This window comes from Aminobacter sp. LjRoot7 (assembly GCF_964252895.1).
GTDB lineage: Bacteria > Pseudomonadota > Alphaproteobacteria > Rhizobiales > Rhizobiaceae > Aminobacter > Aminobacter aminovorans_B.
This window is the reverse complement of sequence record NZ_CAXUPX020000001.1, coordinates 599,976-626,401: the sequence shown is the minus strand read 5'-3', so window position 1 is coordinate 626,401 and position 26,426 is coordinate 599,976. Positions and strand designations below refer to the sequence as shown.

Below are 26,426 nucleotides of genomic sequence, written 5' to 3'. Positions count from 1 at the left end.
CGGATATAGCGCGCCTTCCTCCCCCCTCCAGACGGTATTTCCCCATGGCTTTTCTGCTTTCGCCCAAGGTTCTTCCTGTGCTGATGCTGATCGCGTCCAACGTGTTCATGACGTTCGCCTGGTACGGGCACCTGAAGTTCAAGGCCGCCCCACTCTACGCGGCGGTCATTTTCTCCTGGCTGATCGCCTTCTTCGAATACTGGCTGGCGGTGCCGGCCAACCGCATCGGCCACGAGGTCTATACGGCGGCGGAGCTGAAGACGATGCAGGAGGTGATCACGCTGAGCGTCTTCGTCATCTTCTCGGTGTTCTACCTCAAGGAAGGCATCACCTGGAACCATGCCATGGGCTTCGCGCTGATCGCCGGCGGGGCGGCGCTGATTTTCCGCGGCTGAGGACGAAAGGCCTTAGCCGATGCGTTTGCCTCGATGGGGGACGCATCGGTGGAGGTAACCATGCATACCCGATTTCTGAAGCTTCTGGCCGGCGCACTGGTGGCGCTGCCGCTCTATGCCATTCCCGTGATCTCCGCTGACGGAGGTGGTGGTGGTGGTGGAGGAGGCGACGGAATGGGTGGCGGCAGCGGCGGTGGCGGCGGCAGCGACCCGGTGAAATGCCGCACCGGCCTCGTCTACAACAAGAAGACCAAGAAATGCGAGCCGCCCAAGGCCGGCATGATCGACGATAACAGCCTCTATCTCGCCGGCCGGGCGCTGGCCATGGACGGCCGGTATGACGACGCGATCAAGGTGCTGACGCTGGCCCACGACAAGACCGACGCCCGCATCCTCAACTATCTCGGCTATTCGCACCGCAAGGCCGGACGCATCCTCGTCGGCCTCGGCTATTACCAGGAGGCGATCCTCAACGATCCCGACTACATGCCGGTGCGCGAATATATGGGCGAGGCACATCTGACGCTCGGCGACGTCGCTGGTGCGAGGTTGCAGCTGTCGGAGATCGAAAAGCGCTGCGGTACCGGGTGCCGCGAGTACGGGCTGTTGCGGGAGCAGATCGACGGCTATCTGAAGGGCTGAATGAGAAGTCGGCTCGACGCCGCCAAGGCACAACCCTGCCGGTCAGCGGTTGAACAGGTCTTCGATGCGTTTGCGGAAGGCATCCGCGGTCATGCGGGATGAAAAGCACCTCGATCTGCGTTAGTCTGTCGATGGGCGCATTTTAGGAGGTAGCGATGCAGACCCGATTTGCGAAAGTGCTTGCTGGCGTTGTGGTGTCGCTGCCGTTGCTGGCGGTGCCGGTGTTCTCGGCCGATAGCGGCGGAAGCAGCAGCGGCGACGAGGTGAAATGCAACAATGGCGAGGTCTACAACAAGAAGACCAAGAAATGCGAACCGCCCAAGGCCGGCATGATCGACGACGACAGCCTCTATTCGGCCGGCCGCGCGCTCGCCATGGACGGCAAGTATGACGAGGCGATCAAGGTTCTGACGCTCGCTTCCGACAAGACCGACCCGCGCATTCTGAACTATCTCGGTTATTCGCACCGCAAGGCCGGCCGCGTGCTCGTCGGTCTCGGCTATTACCAGGAAGCGCTGCGCAACAACCCCGACTACACGCTGGTGCGCGAATATATGGGCGAGGCGCATCTGATGCTCGGCGACGTTGCAGCTGCCCGCTTGCAGTTGTCCGAGATCGAAAAGCGCTGCGGCAAGGGTTGCCGCGAATACGGCATGCTGGAAGAGCACATCGAGAGCTATCTGCGCGCCGGCTGAGGCTGCCAGTATCGAGCAAAGGGCCGGGCAGTTGCCCGGCCCTTGTCATGTCCAGACTGGGCCAGGGACGTCGTGGTGTTCGCTCACGCGTTCGTTTGACTGGCGAACTCGAAAATCGCACGCTTGATAACTATCTAAGGCCCATCACCAAAAAAAGGAGAAGCCGCATGACGACCGAGCAGGCAATTCTGGCTGGCGGGTGTTTCTGGGGAATGCAGGATCTGATCCGGCGCCTTCCCGGCGTCGTCTCGACGCGCGTCGGCTATTCGGGCGGCGACGTGCAGAACGCGACCTACCGCAATCACGGCAGCCATGCCGAGGCGATCGAGATCGTTTTCGACACCTCGAAGACCGACTTCCGCAACATGCTGGAGTTCTTCTTCCAGATCCACGATCCGACGACCAAGGACCGCCAGGGCAACGATCGCGGCACCAGCTATCGCTCGGCGATTTTCTACACCTCGGACGAGCAGCGGCAGGTTGCCGAAGAGACGATCAAGGATGTCGACGCCTCGGGCCTGTGGCCGGGCAAGGTGGTGACCGAACTGGCTCCCGCCGGCGATTTCTGGGAGGCTGAGCCGGAGCACCAGGATTATCTCGAGCGGTTCCCGAATGGCTACACCTGCCACTTCGTTCGCCCCGGCTGGAAGCTGCCGCGCCGAAACGCTGCCTGACAGCAGTGGTTGCCGACACTGACATAACGAGGGACCGGGCACTGCCCGGTCCCTTTTTCGTTGCAAGGCCAGCAATCAGTCCCCGCGCGACAACCTGACGATCATGCCGTCGCCTTCGTCGGTCAAAAGCCAGATCGAACCATCCGGGGCGACATTGACGTCGCGGATGCGGCCGAAGGCGCCGTCGAGGATACGTTCCTCGTCGAGGATGTTGCCCTTGGCGTCGCGGTCGAGGCGGCTGAGAAGCTCGAATTTCAGGGAGCCGACCAGCAGGTCGCCTTTCCATTCTGGGAACATGTCGCCCTGGTAGCTGGCGAGGCCGGACGGCGCGATTGACGGATCCCAGTAATAGAGCGGCTGTTCGTATCCCTTGGCCGAGGTGCCTATGCCGATCTTCTCGCCGGAATAGTCGCGCCCATAGGTGATGACGGGCCAGCCATAGTTCTTGCCCGCCTGCGGGCGGTTCAGCTCGTCGCCGCCTTGGGCACCGTGCTCGACGGTGATCAGCCCACCCAGCACGGGATCGAAGGTCGCCCCCTGCAGGTTGCGGTGGCCCTTCGACCAGATTTCAGGCGCCATGGCCTTGCCGTCTGGCGAGGGATTGTCCTGGGGAATCGAACCGTCAGCGTTGACGCGGATGACCGCGCCCGCGTGGTCCTGCATGTCCTGGGCGCGGTCGCCCTGTCCACGGTCGCCTGTCGTGACGAACACCGTGCTGTCATCGTTGGCGACGATTCGCGAGCCGAAATGGTGGCTGGTGCCGGTCTTGCGGTTCATCGAGAAGATGACCTTGACGTCGTCGAGCCGCGCCTTGGCGCCGTCTCGGACCAGCTTGGCACGGGCAAGGGCAGTGCCTGCGCCGCCTCGTCCGGGCTCGGAAAAGCTGAAGAAGATCGTGCCTGACGTCGAAAAATCGCGGGCAACCGCAATGTCGAGCAGGCCACCCTGGCCGCTTGCGGCAACCTCGGGCACACCCGCGACCGGTTCCGACAATCCACCCTGCGACAGGATCCGGATTTGGCCCGAGCGCTCGGTGACGATCGCTTCGTTGCCGGGCAGGAAATCGAGCCCCCAGGGATGGTTGAGCCCGCCAGCGATGACGTCGGCGCGCACGGTGACGACGTCAGTGTTGAAGCTCTGGGTCTGGGCAAGGGCAGGCGAGGCTGCCATGCCGAGCATGAATGCGAGTAGCGGTGTGTTGGTGCTCATCTGTCCGACATAGGTGCAATGGCTGGCGGGGCAACCATGACAGAGCATCAAAGCCTTGGCGGATCAATCACAAGCGGGTGAATGGCAGTGGCGTCAGGTTCTCAATGCCAACAGGTCTGTGGTGGCTATCGCATTTTTTGACGTGAATTCTGCGACAGGATTGCTATATTCAGCGGAGATAGAGGTGAGACGGTTCCGTTAGCCGAGGCTGCCGGACCGTTTTCTTTTTTTGTGCCTCGCGGCAGCATAAGCCGCGCGGCAAAGGCCAGGAGAGGTCGATTATGAACAAGGTTCCGATGACTGCGGGTGGTTTCGCTGCGCTGAAGGAAGAACTGCGCTGGCGCCAGCAGGAAGAGCGTCCGCGCATCATCGAAGCCATTGCCGAGGCACGTTCGCACGGCGACCTTTCGGAAAATGCCGAGTACCACTCGGCCAAGGAAGCGCAGAGCCTCAACGAGGGCCGCATCAACGAGCTCGAGGATCTGATTGCGCGCGCCGAGGTGATCGACGTCAGCAAGCTGAATGGCGACAAGATCAAGTTCGGCGCCACCGTCGTTCTGCTCGACGAGGATACCGAAGAGGAAAAGACGTACCAGATCGTCGGCGACCAGGAAGCCGACGTGAAGTCGGGCCGCATCTCGATCTCCTCGCCGATCGCGCGCGCGCTGATCGGCAAGGAAGTTGGCGATGCCATCGAGGTCAACGCGCCGGGTGGTGCGCGCGGCTACGAGATCGTCCAGGTCCAGTTCATCTGAGGCAACAGGCGGCATTGGCTGTGGCGATGCCGGATCAGACACGATGAACAAGGCAGAAAACCGCGCCGAAACTGCCGGCACGGTCGATATGGCGCGCATCGAGGTGATCGCGCCCAATCTCAAGCAACGGCTTTCCGGCGTCACGAGCACCATCGTGCAATTGGTGCCGGTGCAGGCGCGCGAGCTCGGCATTGCCGTGTTCGGCCCGGGCCTGCCCGACAACCTGCCCAGGATGCGCTGGTGGCAGCTGCCTTGGCTGCTCAGGCGGCCGGCTTCCGGGCGTCCGCGCATCTGGCATGCCAGGCGCAACACCGAGATGGTGGCGGGGCTCATCCTGCGCCACATCTTCCGGGCGCAGATCAGGCTGGTGTTCACCTCCGCGGCGCAGCGCGACCACAGGCCGTTCACCAAATGGCTGATCCGCCAGATGGACGGCGTGATCGCCACCAGCCGGCTGTCGGGGCGTTTCCTCGAAGTGCCGCACAAGGTGGTGATGCACGGGGTCGACCTTGAAAAGTTCCACCCGCCGCGCACTGGGGATGACGCCTTTGCGGCCTCGGGCCTGCCCGGCAAGTATGCCATCGGCTGCTTCGGCCGGGTGCGCCATTCGAAGGGCACCGACCTGTTCGTCGATGCGATGATCGCTTTGCTGCCCGACCATCCCGAGTGGACGGCTGTGATCACCGGCCGTATCACGGTGGAGCACAAGGGCTTCGGCGACGAGCTCAGGCAGCGGATCGCGACGGCAGGGTTGTTGGAGCGCATCCTGCTGCTTGGCGAGGTGCCCGACGTTGCCGTGTGGTACCGGCGCGTCACACTCTATGTTGCGCCATCGCGCAATGAGGGTTTCGGACTGACGCCGCTCGAAGCTATGGCCTCGCGCACGGCTGTCGTTGCCAGCGACGCCGGCTCCTATTCCGAGATCGTGACGCGGGGTGTAACAGGCGATTTCGTTGCCGCCAATGACGGCGACGCATTGCGCGAGGCGATCAGGCCCTATCTCGCCGATCCGGCAGTTGCCGAAGCGCATGGGGCTGCCGGGCTCGAAGACGTCTCCAGACGGTTCCGGCTCGAAAACGAAGCTGCCGGGCTGCGCGAGGTCTATGATCAGGTATGGGCGAAGGGATAACAGCCCAGGATTGCTACAGTGGCTTGCGCCCTTGGCCTCGATCTGTCCGGCCTCTCCTAATGTAAATTGCGCTTAAATATCTTGAGTTTCCCGCATTTAGGTCGTTTTGCTTTCCGCTTTTCCACTGGAAGCTGCAACAAGACGATTTATGCGGGAAAACACTTGGCCGTCTGAAATAATGCTGAATTCTTGAGCAAGGTTGCTCTATATTGCGCCGCAATGCGCCCCCGGCTTGCTGCGCGCCCTCGCTTGCCTTATGGCAACCGCGGGCCGGGGGCACGATTATGGTAGAGATCGTGCTTTGAAAATCTATTTCATCAATCTCGACCGGTCGCCAGGCCGGCTCGATTGGTTCATGGCGCAGGTCGCCGGCATGGACGTTGCGACGATCCGCGTACCGGCGGTCGACGCCAAGTTGCTGCCCGAACAGGAGCTCGAGCGGCTGCGCCGCCTGTCCTCCGGCGTCAACTCGATGTCGCCCGCCGAGATGGCCTGCCTGCTCAGCCACCGCAAGGCATGGGCACTGGTGGCCGAAGGCGATGACGATTGGGCCTTCGTCGCGGAAGACGACATCCATTTCTCGGCCGATGCCGCGAGTTTCCTGAAGTCCGACCGCTGGATCCCGGCGGGGGTCGATATCGTCAGGGCCGAAACGGATCTGGCCCGGGCCGAATTGTCTCACAAGACCTGGGGTGAGCCTGCCGGGCATGAGCTGCGCAGGCTGAAGTCCGCGCAATTGGGATCGGCGGGCTATTTCGTATCGAGGAACGCTGCCCGCCGTTTGCTCGACTATACCGAGCGCCACTGCGAACCGGCCGACGTCATTCTCTATTCACCGGAGGATGGCATCCTTGGAGAGCTCGTGGTGCTGCAGCTGATGCCGGCGTTCTGCATTCAAGACATGTGGGCACAGGACGCCACCGTCGGCGGCTCGTTGACGAGCCAGATTGCCCAGGATCGACGCCAGTTCCACCGTAGCGACCCTCGCTCCGCACGGCGGCGGGGAATGGCAAAGCTCACGCATGAATTCTGGCGCGTCGGGCGGCAGCTGGTGCGACCTTTCCGCATGGCCCTGCTGGCGACTGCCAGGCAGTCGGTCTTCAAGAAGGTGCCCATCGACTTGACGGTACAATCAGACACGCAGCGTGCAGGATAAGCGTATGCGGGAATGAAGATCTTTGTCATCAACCTGGGTCGCGAACCGCAGCGCCTCCATCGCATGGCGTCGCTGTTTGGCGAACTGGGGCTCGACTTCATTAGGATGCCTGCCGTCGATGGCCGTGACCTTGCGGACCGTTATGGTAGCGGCGCCCGGAAGGGCATGTACTACGACCTCGGCAGCGGCGAGATAGGCTGCTTTCTCAGCCACATCAAGTGCTGGGATGCCGCGGCGAAGGAAGAGGCCAAATACAACGCGATCTTCGAAGATGACATCCATTTCGGGGCCGGGGCACGAGAGCTTCTTGCCGATGCCAGCTGGATTCCCGCTGATGCCGACGTGGTGAAGCTCGAAACCACTTTGGTACGTACACTGGTCGACCGCGGCAGCGCCGCCCGCGCCGGCGACCGCTCGGTGCGGCGGTTGCGCGACACGCATCCGGGGACGGGCGCTTACATCGTTTCGCGCAAAGGCGCGCGCAAGTTGCTCGAACTGAGCACGGATTTCGCCGACCCAGTCGACCAGTTCATGTTCAATCCGGTTTCCGTTGCCTGGAATGCACTGACTATCTATCAGGTCGATCCGGCGATCTGCGTGCAGGAGGTGGTGGTCGGCAAGGATGGATTCGCCGATGCGCTGGCAAGCGGGCTCAAGCACGAGCGGCCGGTGCAGGAAAAAGTGCGCGGCGCTGAAAAGCTGATGAAGGAGGTTGCCAGACCGTTGGGGCGCCTTGCCGCATCCATCGGCGCAAGTCTCCGGGGGCAGCGATGGGGCAAGGTGCGGTTCCGCTGACCGGCGCCGACCGCTTACTGGGGCAAGACTTGAGCTATCGTCCAATGAATATCTACCTGATCAATCTGGACCGCTCCCCTGAGCGGCTGGCCCGTATGGCCGCGATCTTCGGCGATCTCGGCCTGGACTTCACAAGGATCCCGGCCGTTGACGGGGCGAAGCTGATTGCCGAAGGCAAGCTGCGCCAGCCCGAGCGGGCAGGGCGGATTTACCGGCTCGGCCCAGGGGAAACGGGCTGCTTTCTCAGCCACAGGGCCTGCTGGGAGGCGATCGCGAGTGCAGAGCAGGACCACGGCGCGGTCTTTGAGGACGACGTGCATTTCGGATCCGGTCTCGCCGAACTGTTGAGCCAAGATGGCTGGGTTCCAGGCGATGCCGACGTCGTGAAACTCGAGACCACCAGGGTGCATACCCTCCTTGAGAGGAAACGAAGCCAGATGGTTCTGGGGCGTTCTCTCAAGAGGTTGAGGGCGACGCATACCGGTGCAAGTGGCTACATCTTGTCGAAGTTCGCTGCGCGAAAACTCATCGCGTTGAGCGAGGGTTTTGTCGACCCCGTCGACCAGTTCATGTTCAACCCAGCCTGTACGGCTTGGGCGGATCTGACGATCTACCAACTGGCCCCCGCAATTTGCATTCAGGACATGCTGCTTGGTGCAGGCAACCAGGTTGTCGGTTTCAAAAGTACGCTCGAAAACGAACGACCTGAACTGAAGCGCCGAAGTGAGCAGATGAGCAAGCCTCTGAGAGAAGTAGTGAGACCGCTACGGCAGGCATGGATGTTTTTGAACTCGCGGCTGCGTGGCCTGGAGAGGCTCAGGGTGCCCTTCGGCTGAGTTTTACTTATCTGCTTAATATCGCTGGATTGTTGGCCAATTGTTGCAAAGCCTGGAATGGGCTTGCTTGCTGACAAGCATCGGCCTGAAGCGGATACAGGTACTGTGAAAATCGATTTCCTAATGGGCTTTGAGAACATTGTGAGAAATTGGAAGGTTGCGTTCATCCGGAAGCTGATTTCCGGAAAGCGTGGCAGACTAATTTCGTCCGAGGTGCTTTTGGCGGATGTCACGTCGATGACGATGAAATTTGATGATCACGTCATGTCATTCTCGCCACAAGAGTACATCGGAAAAAGTATTTTTCTTTCTGGCGACTTTGATCGAAAGCTCTCTGACGCATTGATCGCTTTCTTGTTCGGTCGAGGCTATTTGCCTCGCGGTGGGGCAACCGTTCTGGAAATCGGCGCGAATATTGGCACCCAGACGGTGTATTTTTGCCGGTCAGGCAAGGTAGCTAAGGTCATCGCAGTAGAGCCGGATCCGCGAAACCTGTCGCTGCTTCGGCGCAATGTCGCCGACAATGGTCTTGAACAGGTTGTCACCATTGTCCCTTGTGCAGTCGGTAGTGCCACGTCGATGGCACCTTTGCATCGCGCTGCAGGTAATTTCGGGGGGAGTAGCCTGTTTCGGCTACCCAATGCCGAAAGCGAGGTGACGGTCCCGGTCAAGCCTTTGGCCGAGGTGCTTGGCGAGGCTGGTGTTCGGGCGGCTGACATCGATTTCGTCTGGATGGACATTGAAGGTGCAGAACCTGTCGCCAGCCAGTCGATGCATGAGCTTTTCGAGCGGCGCGTGCCTGTCATGCTGGAGTATTCGCCGGACGTCTACGCGCCGGGAGTCGCTCACGATTTTATCGCGCTCCTGTCTCGCTACTATGAGAAATGCATGATCTTCGACGGCTGCAATCAAGCCGCAATGAAGGTTGTCGATCTTCCGATGAGCATCGCCCACACGAACATCTTGCTGCTGCCATAACGCCTGGCAGAGAGGGCAGGTGGCGGCCGAGACCCCCTAAATCGCCACCAGCCCGTCGTCCTTGACCTGCCTGATGGTCAGCGCCGTGCGCACCGTGTCGACATTTGGCGACGACGTCAGTTCCTCGATGACGAAGCCCTGGAAGGTGCCGAGGTCGGGGGCGAGGCAGTGCAGCATGAAGTCGGATTCGCCCGAGACCATCCAGGCGCTGCGGACGATCGGCCAGTTGCGGGTGCGGTCGGCGAAGGCCTTGAGGTCGACTTCCGACTGGCGGTTGAGACCGACGAGGCAGAAGGCGACGACGTCCATGCCGAGTGCCGGGGCATTAAGCAAGGCGCGGTAGCGCTGGATGATGCCTTCGTCCTCGAGTCGCTTGACGCGGCGCAGGCAGGGCGGCGCCGAGATGCCGACGCGGCGCGACAATTCGACATTGGTCATGCGGCCGTCGTCTTGAAGCTCGCGCAGGATCTTCCAATCGATAGCGTCGAGATCGGCCTTGATGGGCATGTGCGCTCCGGGACTCACGCAAGAATCTTGCGCATTCACGTAATTAAACTACTCGCACCGGTTGGGGAACCCGAGCGGGGCCCAAATGCAAATCACGCTGCGTCCGGCAAGGTGTCGCGGGCGAGGCAGTCAAGCTTTCGGGGGAGTAACATCTTGCCGCCTTGCGCGCGGCGGGGGTGAACACCTAGATTAGGGACGATCCGCAGCCCGTTTTGACGGGTGCTGCTATTTCCATAGACCACGAAGGCCCTTCGATGACCGCCAAACATGCGCCAGTTCTCATCATCGGTTCGGGTCCCGCCGGCTACACGGCGGCGATCTACGCGGCGCGCGCCATGCTGAAACCGGTGCTCGTCGCCGGCATGCAGCAGGGCGGCCAGCTGATGATCACCACCGATGTCGAAAACTATCCCGGCTTCGCCGAGCCGATCCAGGGCCCGTGGCTGATGGAGCAGATGCGGGCGCAGGCCGAGCATGTCGGCACCGAGATGATCCACGACATCATCACCGAGGTCGATCTCGACGTCAGGCCGTTCCGCGCCAAGGGCGATTCCGGCACCGTCTACACCGCTGACGCGCTGATCATCGCGACCGGTGCCCAGGCCAAATGGCTGGGCCTGCCCTCGGAGCAGGTGTTCCAAGGCTTTGGCGTTTCGGCTTGCGCCACCTGCGACGGCTTCTTCTATCGCGGCAAGGACGTGGCGGTCGTCGGCGGCGGCAATTCGGCCGTCGAGGAGGCGCTCTACCTCTCCAATCTGGCCAAGACGGTGACTGTCGTGCACCGGCGCGACCATTTCCGCGCCGAGCGCATCCTGCAGGATCGGCTGTTCGCCAAGGACAACATCAAGGTGATCTGGGACCACGCCGTCGAGGAGATCGTGGGTGCGCCGGCGCAGAAGCCGCTGCCACCGTCGGTCGACGGCGTCAGGCTCAAGAACGTTCACACCGGTGAAATCACCGAGATGGCGACGCATGGCGTGTTCGTGGCGATTGGCCATGCGCCGGCAGTCGAGCTGTTCGTCGGCAAGCTCAAGCAGAAGCCGAACGGCTATCTCTGGACCGAGCCGAATTCGACGCGGACAAACGTTGCGGGCGTGTTCGCCGCCGGCGACGTGACCGACGACATCTATCGCCAGGCGGTGACGGCTGCAGGTCTTGGCTGCATGGCAGCGCTTGAAGCCGAGAAGTATCTGGCGGGAGTTGAAGTGCATCGCGAAGCGGCCGAATAGGCCGACCAAACGCCTAATAAACGAGGGGAACAATGGCGTTGGATTGGGATAAGTTGCGCGTGTTTCACGCCGCGGCGGAGGCTGGCTCTTTCACGCATGCAGCGGAGACGCTGAGGCTGTCGCAGTCGGCGATCTCGCGCCAGGTGAGCGCGCTCGAACACGACATCGGCGTGCCGCTGTTTCACCGGCACGCGCGCGGCCTGGTGCTGACCGAGCAGGGCGAGATGCTGTTCCGCACGGCGCATGACGTGCTGATGAAGCTCGAGACGATCAAGACGCGCCTGACCGAGACCAAGGACCGGCCATCTGGCGTGCTCAAGGTGACGACGACCGTCGGTCTCGGTGCGGGCTGGCTGACCGAGCGCATCCAGGAGTTTCTCGAGCTCTATCCTGATATCCAGATCCAGCTGATCCTCGCCAACGAGGAGTTGGACCTGACGATGCGCCAGGCCGATTGCGCGATCCGCCTGCGCCAGCCGCAGCAGCCCGACCTGATCCAGCGTCGGCTGTTCACCGTGCATTTCCACCTCTATGCCTCGCCTGCCTACGTCAACAAATACGGTAAGCCGTCCTCGATCGCCGACCTCAAGAATCACCGCATCGTCACCTTCGGCGTGCCGGTGCCGACGCATCTGAGCGAGCTCAACTGGCTGGAAACCGTCGGTGACTTCGAGGGCGGACAGCGCGTGCCGACGCTGCAGATCAACGACATCCTGTCGATCAAGAAGGCGGTGCAGACGGGCGCAGGCATTGCCATGCTGCCCGATTACGTCATCGGCAAGGATGCCGGACTGGTGCAGCTTTTGCCTGAAACCGAGGTGCCGTCCTTCGACACCTATTTCGCCTATCCCGACGCCATGCGCGAGCAGGCCAAGCTGCACGTCTTCCGCGATTTCGTTATCGCCAAGGCCCGGAGCTGGGCCTACTAGGCTCGCACTCTCAGCCATGCCCGCTGCAAGATGCCCTCGCTTCGGCGAGGGCAGGCGGCTCGCGCGTGGTTCCCCATACGGGCTCTCTCAAAATCAATCTCCGTTCGGGCGAGAACAGCGGCTGCGTTGGTCGGCTCGTTCTCGGGGACATCCGCGTGTTTGCCGGCGAGTGTGGAAGCTCGCTGGGCTGGTTGCGAACCAGCATGGGCCGACGGGTTCACATAAATATGCAGGCAAATACCTGCATGACTTGACATGCAGGTATTTGCCTGCATATTTGCAACGGTAAGTGAGTGAGGACGATGGACGCCGACGACGTATTCAAGGCCTTGAGCGACCCGACCCGCAGGAAGCTGCTCGATCTTCTCTTCGAGAAGAACGGACAGACGCTCGGTGAGTTGTGCTCGAAGCTCGATATGGCCCGGCAATCGGCCACCCAGCATCTCGGGATCCTGGAGGCGGCCAACCTGGTCACATCAGTCCGTCGCGGCCGCGAGAAGCTGCATTTCATCAACCCCGTTCCGATCCACGAGGTCTACGAGCGGTGGGTACGCAAGTTCGAGGTCCAGCGGCTCAGCCTGCTGCACGACCTGAAGAAAGAACTCGAAGGAGAATGACGATGACCACCCAAGAGAAGACGAGCTTCGTGTACGTGACCTACATCGTCTCGACGCCGGACAAGGTGTTCGAGGCAATCACCAAACCCGACGTCGCAAGGCGCTATTGGGGCCACGAAAACGTTTCCGACTGGAACCCGGGCTCGACGTGGGAACATGTCCAGGCCCATGGCGAGCGGGCCGTCAAAGTCATAGGCAAGGTGGTCGAGACTGCGCCGCCGAGCCGCCTCGTCATCACCTGGGCGGACCCATCAGAGGCTGCAAATCCGGCCAGCTACAGCCGGGTGACGTTCGACATCGACGAGTACGACAACATGGTTCGGCTGACCGTTACCCATGATGAACTCGAAGCCGGCGGCGGCATGGCGAAGGGCATCAGCAAGGGCTGGCCGATCGTGCTGTCGAGCCTGAAATCCTTCCTCGAAACCGGCCGCCCCATCGACGTTTTCGCCAAGCCGAAAACAGCCTGATCGGCTGCCAGCTGGAGCATGACAATGACCAAGATCTATGCCGGCGGCTGCGCCTGCGGCGCGGTCCGCTATGAAACGACAAGCGAGCCGGTCTTCGAAAACCACTGCCAGTGCCTCGATTGCCAGAAGCGCAGCGGCACCGGGCATGGCTCGTATCTGACCTTCGCCCGGCGGGCCGAGATGGCGATGACGGGCGAAACCAGGAGTTGGCGGATCGTCGCCGACAGCGGCAAGGAAAAGGTCCATGCCTTCTGCCCAAACTGCGGCACGCCCGTCTTCGTGACGTTCGCTGCAGCACCCGAGGCGATCGCAATCCACGCCGCCAGCCTGGACGACCCGGGCCAGTTCAGGCCGCAGGTGCTGACCTACAGAGCGCGGGCCCATGCCTGGGACAGGATCGATCCGGACCTTGTGGCCTTCGAAGGCATGCCGCACGGCTGAACGCTCAACCGCATGCCTGCCATTGTCTCCGGCTGGCTGACCTTGCTTGTGCCTAGGCTCCGCGCCAGGGCGTGAGTCGGGGCAGCCAGCCGGGAACGTTTTGGCGATAGGCTTCGTAGTCGGCGCCATGCTGCCGCAGGAGGACGGGCTCCTCGTAGATGCGAACGAAGGTCGCCATCACGGCCCCCATGATCGCGGCATAAGCGGCAAGCTGCCAGGACGCGAAGATCAGCGCCTGGCCGAGGATGATCGACAGCACGGCGACATACATCGGGTTGCGCACATGGCGGTAGATGCCACCGACCACCAGCCTGTCGGTCGGCGCGATCGGGGCAGGGGTGCCGAGCCCTTCCAGTGCGAAACGGCCGAAGGCGTGGAGCAGCACGCCGAGGCTGATGGCGACCAGAGCGGCGCCGACAATGACGAGCGGCCAGGAGGCCAGCGGCAGGCCGTATCGCCCGCTCAGCAGCCAGGGCACGAGGCCGGCGACGACACCCGGTGCCGCGATGAAGAAGACGGCGCTGCCGAGGATGGCGGATGGCTTTCGCAAGGCTGCACTCCTCTTGATCTCTCAGGTCGAAATCCGGGCATGTTGCCTATCAGTGTGGCTTTCGCTGCTACAATGACCGTGTCGTGCCCGATTTGCCAGCATTGCCCGGCGAGGGGCTTTGGGGCCTGTTTCGGTGCCGGCATGACCGCCTATTGTGCAATGCGGCATGCCCAAGGTGCGATTTTCGGGGCGAAAACTGGTCCTATCGGCCTTCTAACATTGTTGGACCACAGCCTGTATGTTTTTGCATGCGTGCGTTGCAAAATAGATGCTTGTTTGTTGGGCAAGGAGAGCACATATATTGATCATCTCCAGGGCGCGTTCCTCCTCCCATTAGCGCCCTCGAGTGTTCCCCTCTGGAGGTTAGCCTTAATCGGCACTTCCAAACAAACTCAGCCGGATCTTCTTGGATCCGGCTTTTTTGTTGCCTGAAACAGGCCAAACCTCCCACGTAACAGTGACATGTAACCCCCGGTAACATTCCCCACGACCCATGACGCGCCTAGCTTTTACATGGACGCGGTGATGGTGCGTCGGGAGATGGGGGCATCACCCGCACGCATCAGGTTCAGGCAACGCGCCGCGTCCAGCAGATTGCCAACGACCCAAGACGTTGGCCACGTAGCGGCGGACCTGCCGTCCCGCCTCCCGCGGAACGGTCCGCAAAAAGCGGTGTCCGAGGATATCCTCGGGCGCCGCTTTTATTTTGTCGGCGGCCGGTCAAGGCTGGGCGACATTGCTGCGAATCCATGTTTCGCCAGACATGGCCGTACGATCTCTTGGGGGACATTCATGAGCAAGACAGGTGTGGGCAAGGCAGGCGCGGCCAAGCCCAAGGTCTACAGCGGCGGCTGCCTGTGCGGGGCGGTTCGCTTCGAGGCCGTTGGTCCGGCCGGCAAGCCGCACACCTGCTCGTGCCGCATGTGCCAGCGCCACTCCGGCGCGCTGACTGCTTCGTGGGTTGAGTTTTCACGCGACCGGGTAACGTGGACCGGACCGGGCGGTGCGCCGTCAGTCTATCGCTCGTCGGACTATTCCAGCCGCGCCTTCTGCCCGGCCTGCGGCAGCTCCTTCGGCGCGATCGACGAAGCGCCTGTGGTGGCGCTGCTGCTCGGCGTCTTCGACAAGCCCGGCGCGATCGAACTCATGCCGAAGAGCCACTCGTTCAAGGGCGGGCGGCCGAAATGGTGGCATGTCGAGGCGAAGGCCGTGTAGGCGCGGCACCTCCAACTCGACGAACGCAAGACCCAGCCCTTTATCACATATAGAGCTTTGCCGGGTCCTTGCCGGCATAGAGCTGGCCGACCTCTGCTACGTAGCCGTTGAACAGCTGCGTCGGAACCTGTTCGCCGGTGCCCAGCACACGTTCCTTTGCCTGGCTCCAGCGCGGGTGGGGAACCTCTGGATTCACATTGGCCCAGAAGCCGTATTCGCTCGGCTGGATCGCCTCCCACAGGCCAACCGGTTGCTCGGCGACGAAGTCGATCTTGCGGATCGACTTGATCGACTTGAAGCCGTACTTCCACGGCAAGGCGAGGCGCAGCGGCGCGCCGAACTGCTTGGCCAGAGGCTTGTCATAGGCGCCGGTGACGAGGAAGGGCAGGTCGAGTGCTGCCTCCTCGATGGTGACGCCCTCGACATAGGGCCAGGGGTAGACGAAGTCGTTCTGTCCCGGTGCCATGGCCGGGTCGAGGAAGGTCTCGAAGCGGATGAACTTGGCGTCCGCCTTGGGGCTGGCCATCGCCACCAGCGACTTGAGCGGAAAGCCGCTCCACGGGATGGTCATCGACCAGGCCTCGACGCAGCGGTGGCGGTAGAGCCGCGTCTCGAGCGGGAACTTCCGGATCAGGTCGTCGATGGCGAGCGTCATCGGCTTGTCGACGAGGCCTCCGATCTCGACCTGCCATGGCCGAGTCTGGAGCATCTGGGCGCTCGCAGCAATCTCCTTGTAGGTGCCGTATTCGTAGAAGTTGTTGTAGTTGGCGTTGATCTGTTCGGGCGTGAGCGCACGGTCGAGCTTGTAGGCGCCATTCGGCTTGGCCGGGTAGAGATCAGCGGTCGGGTCCGCCTCCTCGGCGCGCGCCCTGTGGGGCAGCGCTGCGGCCGCGAGCCCAAGTCCCATACCGGCGAGAATGCTGCGCCGGTTGAGGAAGATGTGCTCGGGCGTCGCCAGCGCTTCCGGTATCGCCCAGGACGGGCGGCGGTGAATGAATGCCATGCTTGCTCTCCAATAGGCCGGCCGCAAGGTCGCCCCTGCGGACGGCGAAATCAACGCTGTCACGTTCACATACGCGTGGGAACGCTGTCGTGTTACGGCGCCGTCCCGAATTGGAGATCAAGAGAGCGTGAGGAGAAGGGCCGGGCGACCTGAATGGATCGCCCGGCGGCCTGTCTCACGCGGCCTTGCCGCCCGACTGCATCGCCTCGTCGGCGAGGCGGCCGGTGAGTTCGGCCATGTGGTCGAACTCGGCGCGATAGGTGGCAGCACCCGCGGTTGCCGAGCGCAGCTCGATGATCAGGTCGCCGATCTCCGATTGCGGCATCGTTGCCTCGACGACATCCCAGCCGGGCCAGTCGGAACGCGCGTCGTAACCGAGGATCTGGCCGCGGCGCTGCGGCACCAGCGCGATGATGCGGGCGGTTGCATCGGAGGGCGTGAATATCTCGACCTTCATGACCGGTTCGAGCAGCACCGGCGAACAGCTCGGCATGCCTTCCTTCATCGCGATCTTGGCCGCCATCTGGAACGCCATGTCGGAGGAATCGACCGAGTGGTACGAGCCGTCGGACAGGTTGATCGCGATGTCGACGACGGGGAAACCGAGCGGGCCGGTCTTGAGGAAGTCGCGCGCGCCGGCTTCGACCGACTGGATGTACTGCTTGGGCACGACGCCGCCGGTGATGGTGTCGGTGAACTCGAAACCGGAGCCGCGCGGCAGCGGCTTGATCTCGATGACGACGTCGCCGAACTGGCCGTGGCCGCCCGACTGCTTCTTGTGGCGGCCGCGCTGCTGGACCGATTTGCGGATGGTCTCGCGATAGGGCACTGCCGGCGCGTGACCTTCGACGGCGATCTGGTTGCGGCCTTCGAGGCGCTCGCGCACCACCCTGAGATGCATCTCGCCATGGCCCGACAGAACCGTCTCCGCCGAGTCCTGGTTGTGGTGCAAGGTGAGCGAGGGATCTTCCTCGGCGAGCCGCTGGATCGCCGCCGACATCTTGACCTCGTCCTTGCGTTCCTTGGGGCGGAGCGCGAAGGCATAGACCGGCTTGGGCGGTTCGAGTTTGAACAGCGGCTTGATGCCACCCTTGGCCGTGGTCAGCGTCTGGCCGGTCGCGGCATGTTCGAGCTTGCCGAGCGCCACCGTGTCGCCGGCGGCGGCATTGGGCAGCTTGGACTGGTCCTTGCCGAGCATGCGGTAGATGCCCGAGACCTTCGAAGTGTCGGTGGAGTTGAGCCAGAGCTCGGTGCCGTCGGCAACCTGGCCGGACAGGATGCGCGACACCGACAGCTTGCCGGCATGCGAGGTGTGGATGGTCTTCATCACCTGAACAACAGCAGCACTGCCATCTGATATGCCGAGCCGCTTGCGTGTCGCTTCGATGTCGGGGGCGTCGTGGCGGATGGCCTTGAGCAGGCGCAGCGCGCCGTTGCCCTTTTCGGCCGAGCCGATCAGAACCGGGGTGACCGCGCCGTCGCGCAGGTCGGCGGCGAGGTCGTCGAAGATCTCGTCCTTCGGGGGCTCGATCTCCTCGAGCAGCTGCTCCATCAACTGGTCGTCGTGGTCGGCGAGCGTCTCCAGCATGGCGAAGCGGGCTTCGAGTTCGCGCGCCTTGTCGTCGCCGGGGATCTCGGCGATCTCGCTCTCGGCATATTCGCGGTAGATGTAGGCGCGCTCCAGCGCGAGGTCGATCGAGCCGACGACGACGCCGTCCTTGCGCAGCGGGATCTGGCGCAGGAGCAGTGGCGTGCGGCTGACCGGCTGCAACAGCTTCAGCGTGTCGCGCACGCCGGCGGCGGCCTTGTCGATCTTGTTGAGGAACAGGATGCGCGGCACGCCGAGATCGTCGAGCTTGCGCATGATCAGCTGCAGAGCGGGGATCTTCTTTTCGTCGGGCTCGGCGACGACGACGGCGAGGTCGCAGGCGGCAAGGATGGGCTCGGCCTCGAAAGCGAACTCGACCGAACCGGGGCAGTCGACGAAAGTGATGCTCTCGCCCATGAACTGGGTGGTGGCGAAGACCGCCTCGACGCTCATGGCATGCGCCTTGGCTTCGGCGGAGTGATCGGAGACCGTGCTGCCGGAGGCGACCGGGTGCTGCTTGGAAATGGCGCCCGTGCGGGCGAGAAGGGCTTCGAGAAGTGTGGTTTTACCGCTGGCGAAGGGACCGACGATGGCGATGCACTTCGGTCCCGTGCGTCTTCCTCCGGCGCGACTACCCATGAGAGCTGACCTCCACTCAGGCATTTTTCCCTGAATGCGGCGGCCGGCCTGTTCGGCCGTCGCGGGCAAATCCGTCTGAGAACTTCCTCCCCGTTGGCGACATCGTCACACGGCTTTGAAGGCAGGGCAAGAGCCTCGCGAGACAGGGGCTGACGCAGCGGCTGGCGAAATGCGGGATGTTCCAGAAACGGCATCAAATGTCGCGTCCTGCCGGCTGAGCGGGAAGCGCCGCCGACCAATATGACGTTGGGGAACCATGACGACATCAAGTCGCGCCCATCTGGAGGAACGCAGTCCAATGTCCCGTGAACTCGATCATCTCAGCCATCTTGTCGTCAGCGGACGGCTGTCGCGCCGCGACTTTCTCGGCCGCGCCGCAGCACTTGGCGTGACGGCCCTTGCGGCCAACACGCTGCTTGCCGGTGCCGCACGCGCGCAAGCGCCGGTCAAAGGCGGCACCCTGAAGGCCGGCATGGTCGGCGGTGCCGCCACCGACAGCCTTGATCCTGCGACCTGGGCGAGCCAGGTGCCCTACACGCTCGGGCGCAGCTGGGGCGAGCAGATGCTGGAGGTGTCGCCGGCGGGCGAGATCGAGCCGCGCCTGGCCGAAAGCTACGAAGCCTCCGACGATGCCAAGACCTGGCACTTCAAGATCCGCAAGGGCGTGACCTTCCACAATGGCAAGGACCTGACGCCGGCCGACGTGATGGCGACGCTGGAGCGCCATGCCGACGCCAATTCGAAATCGGCGGCACTGGCCTTCGTCAGCCAGTTCGAAAGCATGAAGGTCGATGGCGACTACGTCGTCATCCAGCTCAAGGAGGCCAATGCCGACCTGCCTTACGTCGTCAGCGACTATCACCTGATGATCCAGCCGAACGGCGGCAAGGACAATCCGACCGAAGGCATCGGCACCGGCCCCTACAAGGTGGTGGTCAACGAGCCGGGCGTGCGCCATGTCGGCGAGCTGAGCAAGAACTACTGGGGCACCGACAAGCGCGGCCATGCCGACCAGATCGAGATCGTGGTGATCAACGACGCCACCGCCCGCACTTCGGCGCTGCAGGGCGGCCAGGTCGACCTGATCAACCGCGTCGAGCCGAAGATCGTCGACCTGATCAAGCGCGTGCCGGGCGTCGAGATCCGCAACGTGCCTGGCAAGGGGCACTATGTCTTCATCGCTCATTGCAACACGGCACCCTTCGACAACAACGATCTCCGGCTGGCGCTGAAATATGCCGTCGACCGCGAGGAGATGGTCAAGAAAGTGCTGAGCGGCTACGGCTCGATCGGCAACGACATGCCGGTGACCAAGGCTTATGCGATGTTCTCCGAAGACATCGAGCAGCGCGCCTACGATCCCGACAAGGCGGCGTTCCACTACAAGAAATCTGGCCATAGCGGGCCGGTGCTGCTGCGCACGTCCGACGTCGCATTCCCGGGGGCGGTCGACGCCGCCCAGCTCTACCAGCAGAGTGCGGCCAAGGCGGGCATCACGCTTGAGGTCAAGCGCGAGCCGGGCGACGGCTACTGGTCGGAGGTATGGAACAAGCAGCCCTTCTCGATGTCCTACTGGACCGGGCGTCCGACCCAGGACCAGGTCTATTCCATCGCCTATCTGTCCAAGGCCGAGTGGAACGACACCCGCTTCTTCCGCGACGATTTCGACAAGCTGATCCTGTCGGCGCGCGGCGAGCTCGACCAGGCCAAGCGCAAGGATCTCTACCGCCAGGCGGCGGTGATCCTGCGCGACGAGGGCGGCGTCATCGTGCCGATGTTCAACAACTACATCGACGCGACCGGCACCAAGGTCGGCGGCTGGGTCGACGATCCGAACGGCGAGTTGATGGGCGGCCACGCGCTGACCAAGTGCTGGGTCAACGCATAGGCGAGGGCGCTGCGCCTGTTCCGGTGATGCTGGGGCAGGCGCTGTCAGCTGAGCTATGGCACGGGCGTCGACCCGGCCAGTCTTGCGCGGCCGGGCGAGCCCGCCACGATCGCGCGTAGGGCCTGGCCCGCGCCGGGGCATATGCGTTGTGCCAGGGTGTCATGTCGCTTGACCTGTCGCGGTGGACATTGGAAGGAGGTCGCAGCCAAGCCCGAGAGCGAGCCGATTTCCAATGACCGCCGTGCGTTCGCCGATTGCCGCCGTCATCGCACTCGGCATCACCCAGATCGTCGGATACGGCACGCTCTATTACAGCTTTTCCATTCTTGCCGGCGACATGGCGAAGGATTTGTCGTGGCCGGTCGAGTGGCTGTTCGGCGCGCTGTCGGCAGCGCTGCTCGTCGGCGGGCTGACCGCACCTTGGCTTGGCAACTGGATCGACCGCTACGGCGCCGGCCGGATCATGACGGCCGGTTCGGCTGTTGCCGCGCTGGCACTCGTCGCCTGCGCGGCAGCCCCCGATGCGATCAGCTTCGTCATTGCGCTGGTCGCGGTGCAGGTCGCCTCGAACCTTGTCCAGTATGGCGCGGCGTTTGCGCTGCTGGTCCAGATTTCGCCGCGCGACGCGCAGCGCAACATCACCTATCTGACCCTGATCGCCGGCTTTGCATCGACCGCCTTCTGGCCGATCACCACGGCATTGCACGCGCAGATGTCGTGGCAGGCGGTCTATTTCGTCTTCGCCGTCCTCAACCTGGTCGTCTGCCTGCCGTTGCATGCCTGGCTGTCGTTTCGCCGGACGGGACAGGGCCAGGTCGACACCGAACCGCACCAGCATGTCGAGGGCTCGCTTGCGGTTGCCGTGCGCCCGCTCGGTTTCGCCCTGATGGTGACTGCGCTTTCGGTGCAGAACCTGGTGAGCGCGGCGATCCTGGTGCACATGGTGCCGCTACTCTCCGGCCTCGGGCTCGGCGCCACGGCTGCCGTCGTCGGCACTTTGTTCGGACCCGCCCAGGTGCTCAGCCGCTTCATCAACATGGTGGCTGGCATCAGCCTCGCGCCGCTGACGCTGGCGATCATATCTGCAGTGCTGATGACTGCTGGCGTGGGCGTGTTGCTAGCGACCGCACCGTCGATTGCGGGTGCGATGACCTTCGCCGTGATCTTCGGCATGGGCAATGGCCTGTTCAGCATCGTCACCGGCGCACTGCCGCTGGCGCTGTTCGGCAGCGACGGCTACGGCCGGCTCCAGGGCCGCGCCATGTCGGCCCGTCTGATCGTCTCTGCGGTTGCGCCCTTCGCGCTGGCATTCGCCATGGCCACCATCGGCATTTCCTGGGCGCTGTCCTTCACCGTCCTGCTTGGCGTTGTCGCATTGGCGATCTTTGCCGCCATCGGCCGGTTGGCAGTGCGCTCGCCGTCGTAGCTCAGGGCGCGGGCAAATGCAGAAGGCTCAGGCGGCGTGCCAGGCCTGCATCTGCGTCAGCGACGCCGTTGCCCCGCCGCAGGCGATCATCAGCACGCGCTCGTAGCGCGCAAGTGCCGGGGACTGCGAGTAGGCGAGGGCAAGCGTTGCGCCGCAGGCCGGCTCGACCAGCACGCGGTGATCGTCGAGGAAGCGCAGGCAGGCTTCGACTGCGGTATGGTCGCTGACCACCACGCTGTCGACGGGCCGGGTTTGCGTCACTTCGAAGGCGCGCTCGCTGACCATGCGGGCGCCGAGCGAGGTGGCGATGCTGGTGATGGCCGGCAGCTGCACCCGGGCTCCTGCCTGCATCGAGGCAGCCAGCGAGGCGGCACCTTCGGTTTCAACCGCGATGACGGGGATATGGGCGAGGCCATTGCGCGCCAGGCCCTCGACGACGCCCGACATCAGCCCGCCGCCACCGACCGACACGGCAACCGCGTCGAAGGACAGACCTTCGGCGACGACCTCGTCGATCATCGTTGCATGGCCGGTCCAGAGCAACGGGTCGTCGAAGGGGTGGATGAAGGCCGTATCGGAATCGAGCGCCGACATGGCGCGTTCATTGGCCTCCTGCCAGGAGGCGCCGTGGACGATGACCTCAGCACCTTCCTGGCGGATCAGCGCCTTGGCCAGTTCCGTTGCCGTTTCCGGGACAAAGACCGACACCGCAATGCCAAGCCGGCGGCCGGCATAGGCAACCGCGATGCCGGCATTACCGCCGGAGGACGAGACGAAGCGGCGCTTGCCGCCCTTGGCATGGTGTTCGCAGGCAGCACCTATGCCGCGGATCTTGAACGAGCCGGGCGGCTGCAGCGCATCCATCTTCAGCCAGATCGAGCGCCCGGCGGCCAGGCTCAGCGGGCGGGATTCGAGCAGAGGCGTGTTGATGTGCAGGGCCATGGGGATCCGACCTCGGGGAATGACGTCTGGTGCTTATGCGGCAATTTTGGCAGCTGTGCCAGCGGGTTGGACGGGCTTGGCGGGTAGGGAGCCACGGTCCTTTAGGACAGCGACCGGGCCTTGGTCGTGCCGACGGCCGGACCATGATCTCCTAGATCAGGGGTGGTGTCGGGCGCGGCAGATGGCATCGGGAACGCTTGCAGCAGCCTGTGCATCGCCTCCATCTCGCCGGTTATCCTGGCATCGCCCGCCTTCACTGCCGCCTCGACGGTGACGCCGCCGAACAGGATGCTGTCGAGGACCTGCGATGTGCCCGAGAATACAGCCTGGGTTGCCTTCAAGGCTTCATCACCGAACCGGATATCGAAGCCTTCGGGCGTGCCGGTGACGACTGATGTGCCATCGGGCATGTCGAGGCAGACGCAGAAGCCGCCATCGTCTTGCGGTGTGTACATCGCCCGCATGGCCAGAAGCAGCCCGGCGCGGCTGATTGGCAGGCCCTGTTCCAGGAACGGCGAACGCGCGGCCCATTTGCCGAGCGTCACGATGGTGTCCTCGAGTTGGCTGCCCCACTCGGTCAGTTCGTAGATCCAGGATGCGGCGGGGGGCGGCAGCTTGCGCCGGCGCACGATGCCTGTCTCCTCCAGCGTCTCCAGGCGCTGCGTCAGCACGTTGGGGCTGATGGTGCGCAGGTCGTTGCGCAGGTCGGTGAAACGCTTCGGCCCGAAGAGCAGTTCGCGGACGACAAGCAGCGCCCAGCGTTCGCCAATCAGGTCGAGCGCGTGCGCGGTCGCGCACCCGTCATCGTAGCTTCGGCTCTTCGTAGTTCGCATCAAAAACTCTATAGTTGCTTTTTAGGACTAATTAGTTCACACATATTCACCTTGTCACGCAGGCACCCGACGATCAAGCGCTCCAGGGGAGGCGAAGATGGACGAGCATGGCGATATGCCCCGGGCGGGGCGGCGCGAATGGGCAGCGATGGCGATCCTCGCCTTGCCATGCCTGCTGTATTCGATGGATCTGACGGTGCTGAACCTCGCCGTGCCCGAACTTGCGGCCGATCTTGATCCAAGTCCCGCCCAGCTGTTGTGGATGGTCGATATTTACGGCTTCATCCTGGCCGCCGCCCTGATCCCGATGGGGGTCTTCGGCGACCGTATCGGCCGCCGGCGGCTGTTGCTGTGGGGCGCATTCGCATTCGGCGTGGCGTCGCTGATCGCCGCCTTCGCCAATTCCGCACCAATGATGATCGCGGCACGGGCTCTGATGGGCATTGCGGCGGCAACGCTTGCGCCGTCGACGCTGTCGATGGTCCGCAACCTGTTTCCGCATCCGGAAGACCGTAGCAAGGCGATCGGCGTCTGGATCGCCAGCTTCTCCGCCGGCGGTGCCGTCGGTCCGCTGGTTGGCGGCGTGCTGCTCGAGTATTTCTGGTGGGGCTCGGTGTTCCTGATCAACCTGCCCGTCATGGCGCTGCTTCTGGTTCTCGGCCCGAGGATGCTGCCGGAGGCCCGCGACGCCGCCGCACCGCGCCCCGACATGGTGAGCGCGTTCGGCTTGCTGGTTGCGGTGCTTGGCCTGGTCTATGCGATCAAGAAGGTGGCGATGGACGGCTGGAGCGGCGAGGCCGGCCTTGCACTGGCGCTGAGCATCGTTGCCACGGCGCTGTTCTTGCGCCGCCAGCGGCGGCTTGCGGTTCCGTTCCTCGACCTCGACATGTTTGCCTCGCCGCGCTTTTCCGCGGCGCTGACGATCAACATTTTTGGCTTCTTCGTTGCCTTCGGCATGTTTCTTCTGGTGGCGCTGTACTTCCAGCTCGGCCTCGGCCTGACCGAGCTGCAGGCCGGGCTGGCCTCGGCGCCGTCCGGCGTAGCCTTCATTGCGGGTTCGCTTGCCGCGCCGGCGATCGCGTCACGCATCGGCACTGTCGCGCTGATGGCGCTCGGCTTCGTCGTCGCCGCTGCAGGCTTCGCGCTGGCGGGTGCCGCGGCCGCCGGCGGCGATCTCACGCTGATGATCTCGGCCTACTGCCTGTTCTCGCTCGGGCTTGCCCCCGTCTTCACCATGACGACCGACGTCATCGTCGGTTCCGTGCCGGCATCGCATGCCGGCGCCGCCGCCGGCATGTCGGAGGCCAGCACCGAACTCGGCGGCGCCTTCGGCATCGCCGTGCTCGGCAGCCTGCTGACGATGCTCTACCAACTGGCGCTTGCCGATTTTCCCGAGCTTGCGAAATTGCCGATGAACGCGGCGCTTGGGCCGGGCAGTGCGGGCGCGCAGCTGGAGGCGGCACGCGACGCCCTGGGGCAAGCGCTCAAGGCGGCCGCCTTGCTGTGCAGCGCCATCGCCATCTGCGGCGCGGTGCTGACCTTGCTGCTGCGTGGCTCTGGCGGCCTGCAGACTGAGACGCAAGGCGGCTGAAAGGCAGGGGCGCGGCGGGCATGCCTCCGCCGGATCAAGGCCGACGGTATGTCGGCAAAGGCCGATGGCGAACCTGAAACCAGTACATCGCTGGTACCTGATTCATCATAACTGAAGTTCTTGGCGGCGGCATAGTTGGTGCAAGTGTTGCAGCGTTGCCCAATCGTGTCGGCTGTGAAATCGTGTGAATGCTTCATGTAGAAGCGAGCCTGAGAACTGCGACCCGAATGATCGCAACTGCAACAGCGATTGAGAGGATTGTGAAGATGCGAAATTCGATGCGGTACGTTCTACTTGCGACGTCCATTGCCCTGGTCGGGGTTGTTCCCGCGGAAGCGCAGAACGAAACGACCAACCAGTCCATCGATCAGTTGCTTGGCGACCACACGAAATACGAGGCGGTGATCAATACCCTGCAGAAGGCGGTTGCAGCGCATGACGCGGCGGGCGTTGCTGAACTTGTGAGCTACCCGATTGGCGTGAGTGTCGCCGGCAAGGAAACGCACATCAAGTCGGCAAAGGCATTCGCCGAAAACTATGATGGGATTTTCACGCCTTCGATCACCAAGGCGGTCACCGATCAGAAATACGCGGATCTCTTCGTCAACTACAAGGGCATCATGTTCGGCGACGGGCAGGTGTGGATCAACGGCATCTGCCACGACAACGCCTGCAAGAACTTCGACGCCAAGATCATCGGCATCCAGGACGTGTCAAAGTAATCGGCACTGAAAGCGGCGGCGTTGAAAGGCGCCGGCGATTGTCGGCTGATTGAGGCGACGACCTAGCCGCTTTCTCGCGCGCCTAGAGGTGCTCCATCGTCAGCCTGCCGTTGGACGCTTTCGCAGCGCCCTCGGCAAGCTCCGCCAGCGTGACCTTGCCGAATTTTGCCAACAGGATCGCCTCGGCTTCATTCATCGCCTCGGCGAGTGAGACGTTGACCGCCTGCTCGATGGTGCAGCTGGGGTTGTCGCCGGCGAGGCCGATGGCGAAGAGCTGCGGCGCGCCCAGCGCCTCGTGGATGTCGAGCAAGGTGATCTCTTCCAGCGGCCGCGCCAAGAGCCAGCCGCCGCCATGGCCTTTCTCCGAGCGGACATAACCTTGGTCGCGCAACCCCGCCATGGTCCGGCGCACCACCACAGGGTTGGTGCCGAGCATTGTCGCGATCGCGTCCGAGGTCGCGGTGCCCTCATGGTGTTGCATGTGGATCAGCACGTGCAGCATGCGGGAAAGGCGGGTGTCGGATCTCATCGTTCAGTTCTTTCGGCGCGTTCAGATCGCTTTTTGCGTCTTG

28 protein-coding genes are annotated in these 26,426 nt (G+C 63.3%); 20 read left to right on the top strand and 8 right to left on the bottom strand.

The window, feature by feature from the left end; all coding sequences use genetic code 11:
- The first annotated feature begins 44 nt into the window (after positions 1-44).
- The 4 genes from ACSQ3E_RS02985 (at position 45) to msrA (ending at position 2,406) form a co-directional block, all read left to right on the top strand.
- A complete protein-coding gene (locus ACSQ3E_RS02985) occupies positions 45-395 on the top strand; it encodes a DMT family protein (protein WP_310316400.1) in 351 nt (116 codons plus the stop codon).
- 60 nt (positions 396-455) lie between these two features.
- The gene (locus ACSQ3E_RS02980) at positions 456-1,037 is read left to right on the top strand and encodes a tetratricopeptide repeat protein (RefSeq protein ID WP_436121559.1); all 582 of its coding nucleotides are present in this window, start codon (positions 456-458) and stop codon (positions 1,035-1,037) included.
- 155 nt (positions 1,038-1,192) lie between these two features.
- Positions 1,193-1,732, top strand: coding sequence for a tetratricopeptide repeat protein (locus ACSQ3E_RS02975; RefSeq protein WP_436121558.1), 540 nt, complete (start codon positions 1,193-1,195; stop codon positions 1,730-1,732).
- A gap of 167 nt (positions 1,733-1,899) precedes the next feature.
- Positions 1,900-2,406: a peptide-methionine (S)-S-oxide reductase MsrA gene (gene msrA, locus ACSQ3E_RS02970; RefSeq protein ID WP_310316410.1), complete on the top strand. Its 507-nt coding sequence runs from the start codon at positions 1,900-1,902 to the stop codon at positions 2,404-2,406.
- A gap of 75 nt (positions 2,407-2,481) precedes the next feature.
- On the opposite strand, the gene ACSQ3E_RS02965 is transcribed toward msrA, so the two are convergent.
- Entirely contained in the window at positions 2,482-3,615 is a 1,134-nt protein-coding gene (locus tag ACSQ3E_RS02965) for a PQQ-dependent sugar dehydrogenase (protein WP_436121557.1), read from the bottom strand.
- Positions 3,616-3,896: 281 nt separating this feature from the next.
- Here ACSQ3E_RS02965 and greA point away from each other — a divergent pair, with 281 nt between their 5' ends.
- The 6 genes from greA to ACSQ3E_RS02935 all read left to right on the top strand — a co-directional run bounded on the left by greA (position 3,897) and on the right by ACSQ3E_RS02935 (position 9,264).
- On the top strand, positions 3,897-4,370 hold the full coding sequence (gene greA / locus ACSQ3E_RS02960) for a transcription elongation factor GreA (protein WP_115731214.1): 474 nt from the start codon (positions 3,897-3,899) through the stop codon (positions 4,368-4,370).
- A gap of 43 nt (positions 4,371-4,413) precedes the next feature.
- Complete coding sequence (locus tag ACSQ3E_RS02955; protein ID WP_436121556.1) at positions 4,414-5,499, top strand: glycosyltransferase family 4 protein; 1,086 nt, start codon at positions 4,414-4,416, stop codon at positions 5,497-5,499.
- A gap of 232 nt (positions 5,500-5,731) precedes the next feature.
- A complete protein-coding gene (locus ACSQ3E_RS02950) occupies positions 5,732-6,655 on the top strand; it encodes a glycosyltransferase family 25 protein (protein WP_436121555.1) in 924 nt (307 codons plus the stop codon).
- A 12-nt stretch (positions 6,656-6,667) separates the two neighbouring features.
- Entirely contained in the window at positions 6,668-7,450 is a 783-nt protein-coding gene (locus ACSQ3E_RS02945) for a glycosyltransferase family 25 protein (protein WP_436121554.1), read from the top strand.
- Between the two features lie 44 nt (positions 7,451-7,494).
- Positions 7,495-8,286 (top strand): glycosyltransferase family 25 protein, encoded by a 792-nt coding sequence (locus tag ACSQ3E_RS02940; RefSeq protein ID WP_436121553.1) that lies wholly within the window; start codon positions 7,495-7,497, stop codon positions 8,284-8,286.
- A gap of 57 nt (positions 8,287-8,343) precedes the next feature.
- Positions 8,344-9,264, top strand: coding sequence for an FkbM family methyltransferase (locus ACSQ3E_RS02935; protein ID WP_436121552.1), 921 nt, complete (start codon positions 8,344-8,346; stop codon positions 9,262-9,264).
- A gap of 36 nt (positions 9,265-9,300) precedes the next feature.
- Here the strand turns inward: ACSQ3E_RS02935 and ACSQ3E_RS02930 are convergent, their stop codons facing one another.
- Complete coding sequence (locus tag ACSQ3E_RS02930) at positions 9,301-9,771, bottom strand: Lrp/AsnC family transcriptional regulator (RefSeq protein ID WP_067959664.1); 471 nt, start codon at positions 9,769-9,771, stop codon at positions 9,301-9,303.
- A gap of 254 nt (positions 9,772-10,025) precedes the next feature.
- Here ACSQ3E_RS02930 and trxB point away from each other — a divergent pair, with 254 nt between their 5' ends.
- The 5 genes from trxB to ACSQ3E_RS02905 all read left to right on the top strand — a co-directional run bounded on the left by trxB (position 10,026) and on the right by ACSQ3E_RS02905 (position 13,457).
- Positions 10,026-11,000, top strand: a complete 975-nt coding sequence (trxB, locus tag ACSQ3E_RS02925) for a thioredoxin-disulfide reductase (RefSeq protein ID WP_436121551.1) — start codon at positions 10,026-10,028, stop codon at positions 10,998-11,000.
- Positions 11,001-11,032: 32 nt separating this feature from the next.
- Positions 11,033-11,929 carry a LysR family transcriptional regulator gene (locus tag ACSQ3E_RS02920; RefSeq protein ID WP_115731220.1) on the top strand — a complete coding sequence of 299 codons (897 nt, stop codon included), beginning with the start codon at positions 11,033-11,035 and terminating at the stop codon, positions 11,927-11,929.
- A 302-nt stretch (positions 11,930-12,231) separates the two neighbouring features.
- Positions 12,232-12,546, top strand: a complete 315-nt coding sequence (locus ACSQ3E_RS02915) for an ArsR/SmtB family transcription factor (protein WP_436121550.1) — start codon at positions 12,232-12,234, stop codon at positions 12,544-12,546.
- Positions 12,547-12,548: 2 nt separating this feature from the next.
- A complete protein-coding gene (locus tag ACSQ3E_RS02910) occupies positions 12,549-13,016 on the top strand; it encodes an SRPBCC family protein (RefSeq protein ID WP_436121549.1) in 468 nt (155 codons plus the stop codon).
- Between the two features lie 24 nt (positions 13,017-13,040).
- On the top strand, positions 13,041-13,457 hold the full coding sequence (locus tag ACSQ3E_RS02905) for a GFA family protein (RefSeq protein ID WP_436121963.1): 417 nt from the start codon (positions 13,041-13,043) through the stop codon (positions 13,455-13,457).
- A 52-nt stretch (positions 13,458-13,509) separates the two neighbouring features.
- On the opposite strand, the gene ACSQ3E_RS02900 is transcribed toward ACSQ3E_RS02905, so the two are convergent.
- The gene (locus tag ACSQ3E_RS02900; RefSeq protein WP_436121548.1) at positions 13,510-14,007 is read right to left on the bottom strand and encodes a methyltransferase family protein; all 498 of its coding nucleotides are present in this window, start codon (positions 14,005-14,007) and stop codon (positions 13,510-13,512) included.
- A gap of 792 nt (positions 14,008-14,799) precedes the next feature.
- On the opposite strand from ACSQ3E_RS02900, the gene ACSQ3E_RS02895 reads away from it, so the two are divergent.
- Positions 14,800-15,222, top strand: a complete 423-nt coding sequence (locus tag ACSQ3E_RS02895) for a GFA family protein (RefSeq protein WP_436121547.1) — start codon at positions 14,800-14,802, stop codon at positions 15,220-15,222.
- 43 nt (positions 15,223-15,265) lie between these two features.
- On the opposite strand, the gene msrP is transcribed toward ACSQ3E_RS02895, so the two are convergent.
- Together msrP and ACSQ3E_RS02885 are read right to left on the bottom strand one after the other, a co-directional pair.
- The gene (msrP, locus tag ACSQ3E_RS02890) at positions 15,266-16,225 is read right to left on the bottom strand and encodes a protein-methionine-sulfoxide reductase catalytic subunit MsrP (protein ID WP_436121546.1); all 960 of its coding nucleotides are present in this window, start codon (positions 16,223-16,225) and stop codon (positions 15,266-15,268) included.
- A 175-nt stretch (positions 16,226-16,400) separates the two neighbouring features.
- A complete protein-coding gene (locus ACSQ3E_RS02885; protein WP_436121545.1) occupies positions 16,401-18,452 on the bottom strand; it encodes an elongation factor G in 2,052 nt (683 codons plus the stop codon).
- Between the two features lie 298 nt (positions 18,453-18,750).
- Here ACSQ3E_RS02885 and ACSQ3E_RS02880 point away from each other — a divergent pair, with 298 nt between their 5' ends.
- Positions 18,751-20,340, top strand: a complete 1,590-nt coding sequence (locus tag ACSQ3E_RS02880; RefSeq protein WP_436121544.1) for an ABC transporter substrate-binding protein — start codon at positions 18,751-18,753, stop codon at positions 20,338-20,340.
- A 232-nt stretch (positions 20,341-20,572) separates the two neighbouring features.
- A complete protein-coding gene (arsK, locus tag ACSQ3E_RS02875; RefSeq protein ID WP_436121543.1) occupies positions 20,573-21,766 on the top strand; it encodes an arsenite efflux MFS transporter ArsK in 1,194 nt (397 codons plus the stop codon).
- 27 nt (positions 21,767-21,793) lie between these two features.
- On the opposite strand, the gene ACSQ3E_RS02870 is transcribed toward arsK, so the two are convergent.
- Together ACSQ3E_RS02870 and ACSQ3E_RS02865 are read right to left on the bottom strand one after the other, a co-directional pair.
- Positions 21,794-22,708, bottom strand: a complete 915-nt coding sequence (locus ACSQ3E_RS02870) for a pyridoxal-phosphate dependent enzyme (RefSeq protein WP_436121542.1) — start codon at positions 22,706-22,708, stop codon at positions 21,794-21,796.
- A 101-nt stretch (positions 22,709-22,809) separates the two neighbouring features.
- On the bottom strand, positions 22,810-23,541 hold the full coding sequence (locus ACSQ3E_RS02865) for a winged helix-turn-helix transcriptional regulator (RefSeq protein ID WP_436121541.1): 732 nt from the start codon (positions 23,539-23,541) through the stop codon (positions 22,810-22,812).
- Between the two features lie 97 nt (positions 23,542-23,638).
- Between ACSQ3E_RS02865 and ACSQ3E_RS02860 the strand changes: the two genes are divergently transcribed.
- Positions 23,639-25,132 carry an MFS transporter gene (locus tag ACSQ3E_RS02860; RefSeq protein ID WP_436121540.1) on the top strand — a complete coding sequence of 498 codons (1,494 nt, stop codon included), beginning with the start codon at positions 23,639-23,641 and terminating at the stop codon, positions 25,130-25,132.
- Positions 25,133-25,359: 227 nt separating this feature from the next.
- Positions 25,360-25,854, top strand: coding sequence for a hypothetical protein (locus ACSQ3E_RS02855; RefSeq protein ID WP_436121539.1), 495 nt, complete (start codon positions 25,360-25,362; stop codon positions 25,852-25,854).
- Positions 25,855-25,936: 82 nt separating this feature from the next.
- Here ACSQ3E_RS02855 and ACSQ3E_RS02850 read toward each other — a convergent pair whose 3' ends face one another.
- Positions 25,937-26,383 carry an Rrf2 family transcriptional regulator gene (locus tag ACSQ3E_RS02850; RefSeq protein WP_310316473.1) on the bottom strand — a complete coding sequence of 149 codons (447 nt, stop codon included), beginning with the start codon at positions 26,381-26,383 and terminating at the stop codon, positions 25,937-25,939.
- Positions 26,384-26,426: the final 43 nt, after the last annotated feature.

Excerpts from the sequence above, each read along its gene's own strand:
- ACSQ3E_RS02985 (WP_310316400.1), top strand. The coding sequence starts at position 45 with ATGGCTTTTCTGCTTTCGCCCAAGGTTCTTCCTGTGCTGATGCTGATC.
- ACSQ3E_RS02980 (WP_436121559.1), top strand. The coding sequence starts at position 456 with ATGCATACCCGATTTCTGAAGCTTCTGGCCGGCGCACTGGTGGCGCTG.
- ACSQ3E_RS02975 (WP_436121558.1), top strand. The coding sequence starts at position 1,193 with ATGCAGACCCGATTTGCGAAAGTGCTTGCTGGCGTTGTGGTGTCGCTG.
- msrA (WP_310316410.1), top strand. The coding sequence starts at position 1,900 with ATGACGACCGAGCAGGCAATTCTGGCTGGCGGGTGTTTCTGGGGAATG.
- ACSQ3E_RS02965 (WP_436121557.1), bottom strand. The coding sequence starts at position 3,615 with ATGAGCACCAACACACCGCTACTCGCATTCATGCTCGGCATGGCAGCC.
- greA (WP_115731214.1), top strand. The coding sequence starts at position 3,897 with ATGAACAAGGTTCCGATGACTGCGGGTGGTTTCGCTGCGCTGAAGGAA.
- ACSQ3E_RS02955 (WP_436121556.1), top strand. The coding sequence starts at position 4,414 with ATGAACAAGGCAGAAAACCGCGCCGAAACTGCCGGCACGGTCGATATG.
- ACSQ3E_RS02945 (WP_436121554.1), top strand. The coding sequence starts at position 6,668 with ATGAAGATCTTTGTCATCAACCTGGGTCGCGAACCGCAGCGCCTCCAT.
- ACSQ3E_RS02940 (WP_436121553.1), top strand. The coding sequence starts at position 7,495 with ATGAATATCTACCTGATCAATCTGGACCGCTCCCCTGAGCGGCTGGCC.
- ACSQ3E_RS02935 (WP_436121552.1), top strand. The coding sequence starts at position 8,344 with ATGGGCTTGCTTGCTGACAAGCATCGGCCTGAAGCGGATACAGGTACT.
- ACSQ3E_RS02930 (WP_067959664.1), bottom strand. The coding sequence starts at position 9,771 with ATGCCCATCAAGGCCGATCTCGACGCTATCGATTGGAAGATCCTGCGC.
- trxB (WP_436121551.1), top strand. The coding sequence starts at position 10,026 with ATGACCGCCAAACATGCGCCAGTTCTCATCATCGGTTCGGGTCCCGCC.
- ACSQ3E_RS02920 (WP_115731220.1), top strand. The coding sequence starts at position 11,033 with ATGGCGTTGGATTGGGATAAGTTGCGCGTGTTTCACGCCGCGGCGGAG.
- ACSQ3E_RS02915 (WP_436121550.1), top strand. The coding sequence starts at position 12,232 with ATGGACGCCGACGACGTATTCAAGGCCTTGAGCGACCCGACCCGCAGG.
- ACSQ3E_RS02910 (WP_436121549.1), top strand. The coding sequence starts at position 12,549 with ATGACCACCCAAGAGAAGACGAGCTTCGTGTACGTGACCTACATCGTC.
- ACSQ3E_RS02905 (WP_436121963.1), top strand. The coding sequence starts at position 13,041 with ATGACCAAGATCTATGCCGGCGGCTGCGCCTGCGGCGCGGTCCGCTAT.
- ACSQ3E_RS02895 (WP_436121547.1), top strand. The coding sequence starts at position 14,800 with ATGAGCAAGACAGGTGTGGGCAAGGCAGGCGCGGCCAAGCCCAAGGTC.
- msrP (WP_436121546.1), bottom strand. The coding sequence starts at position 16,225 with ATGGCATTCATTCACCGCCGCCCGTCCTGGGCGATACCGGAAGCGCTG.
- ACSQ3E_RS02885 (WP_436121545.1), bottom strand. The coding sequence starts at position 18,452 with ATGGGTAGTCGCGCCGGAGGAAGACGCACGGGACCGAAGTGCATCGCC.
- ACSQ3E_RS02880 (WP_436121544.1), top strand. The coding sequence starts at position 18,751 with ATGTCCCGTGAACTCGATCATCTCAGCCATCTTGTCGTCAGCGGACGG.
- arsK (WP_436121543.1), top strand. The coding sequence starts at position 20,573 with ATGACCGCCGTGCGTTCGCCGATTGCCGCCGTCATCGCACTCGGCATC.
- ACSQ3E_RS02870 (WP_436121542.1), bottom strand. The coding sequence starts at position 22,708 with ATGGCCCTGCACATCAACACGCCTCTGCTCGAATCCCGCCCGCTGAGC.
- ACSQ3E_RS02865 (WP_436121541.1), bottom strand. The coding sequence starts at position 23,541 with ATGCGAACTACGAAGAGCCGAAGCTACGATGACGGGTGCGCGACCGCG.
- ACSQ3E_RS02860 (WP_436121540.1), top strand. The coding sequence starts at position 23,639 with ATGGACGAGCATGGCGATATGCCCCGGGCGGGGCGGCGCGAATGGGCA.
- ACSQ3E_RS02855 (WP_436121539.1), top strand. The coding sequence starts at position 25,360 with ATGATCGCAACTGCAACAGCGATTGAGAGGATTGTGAAGATGCGAAAT.
- ACSQ3E_RS02850 (WP_310316473.1), bottom strand. The coding sequence starts at position 26,383 with ATGAGATCCGACACCCGCCTTTCCCGCATGCTGCACGTGCTGATCCAC.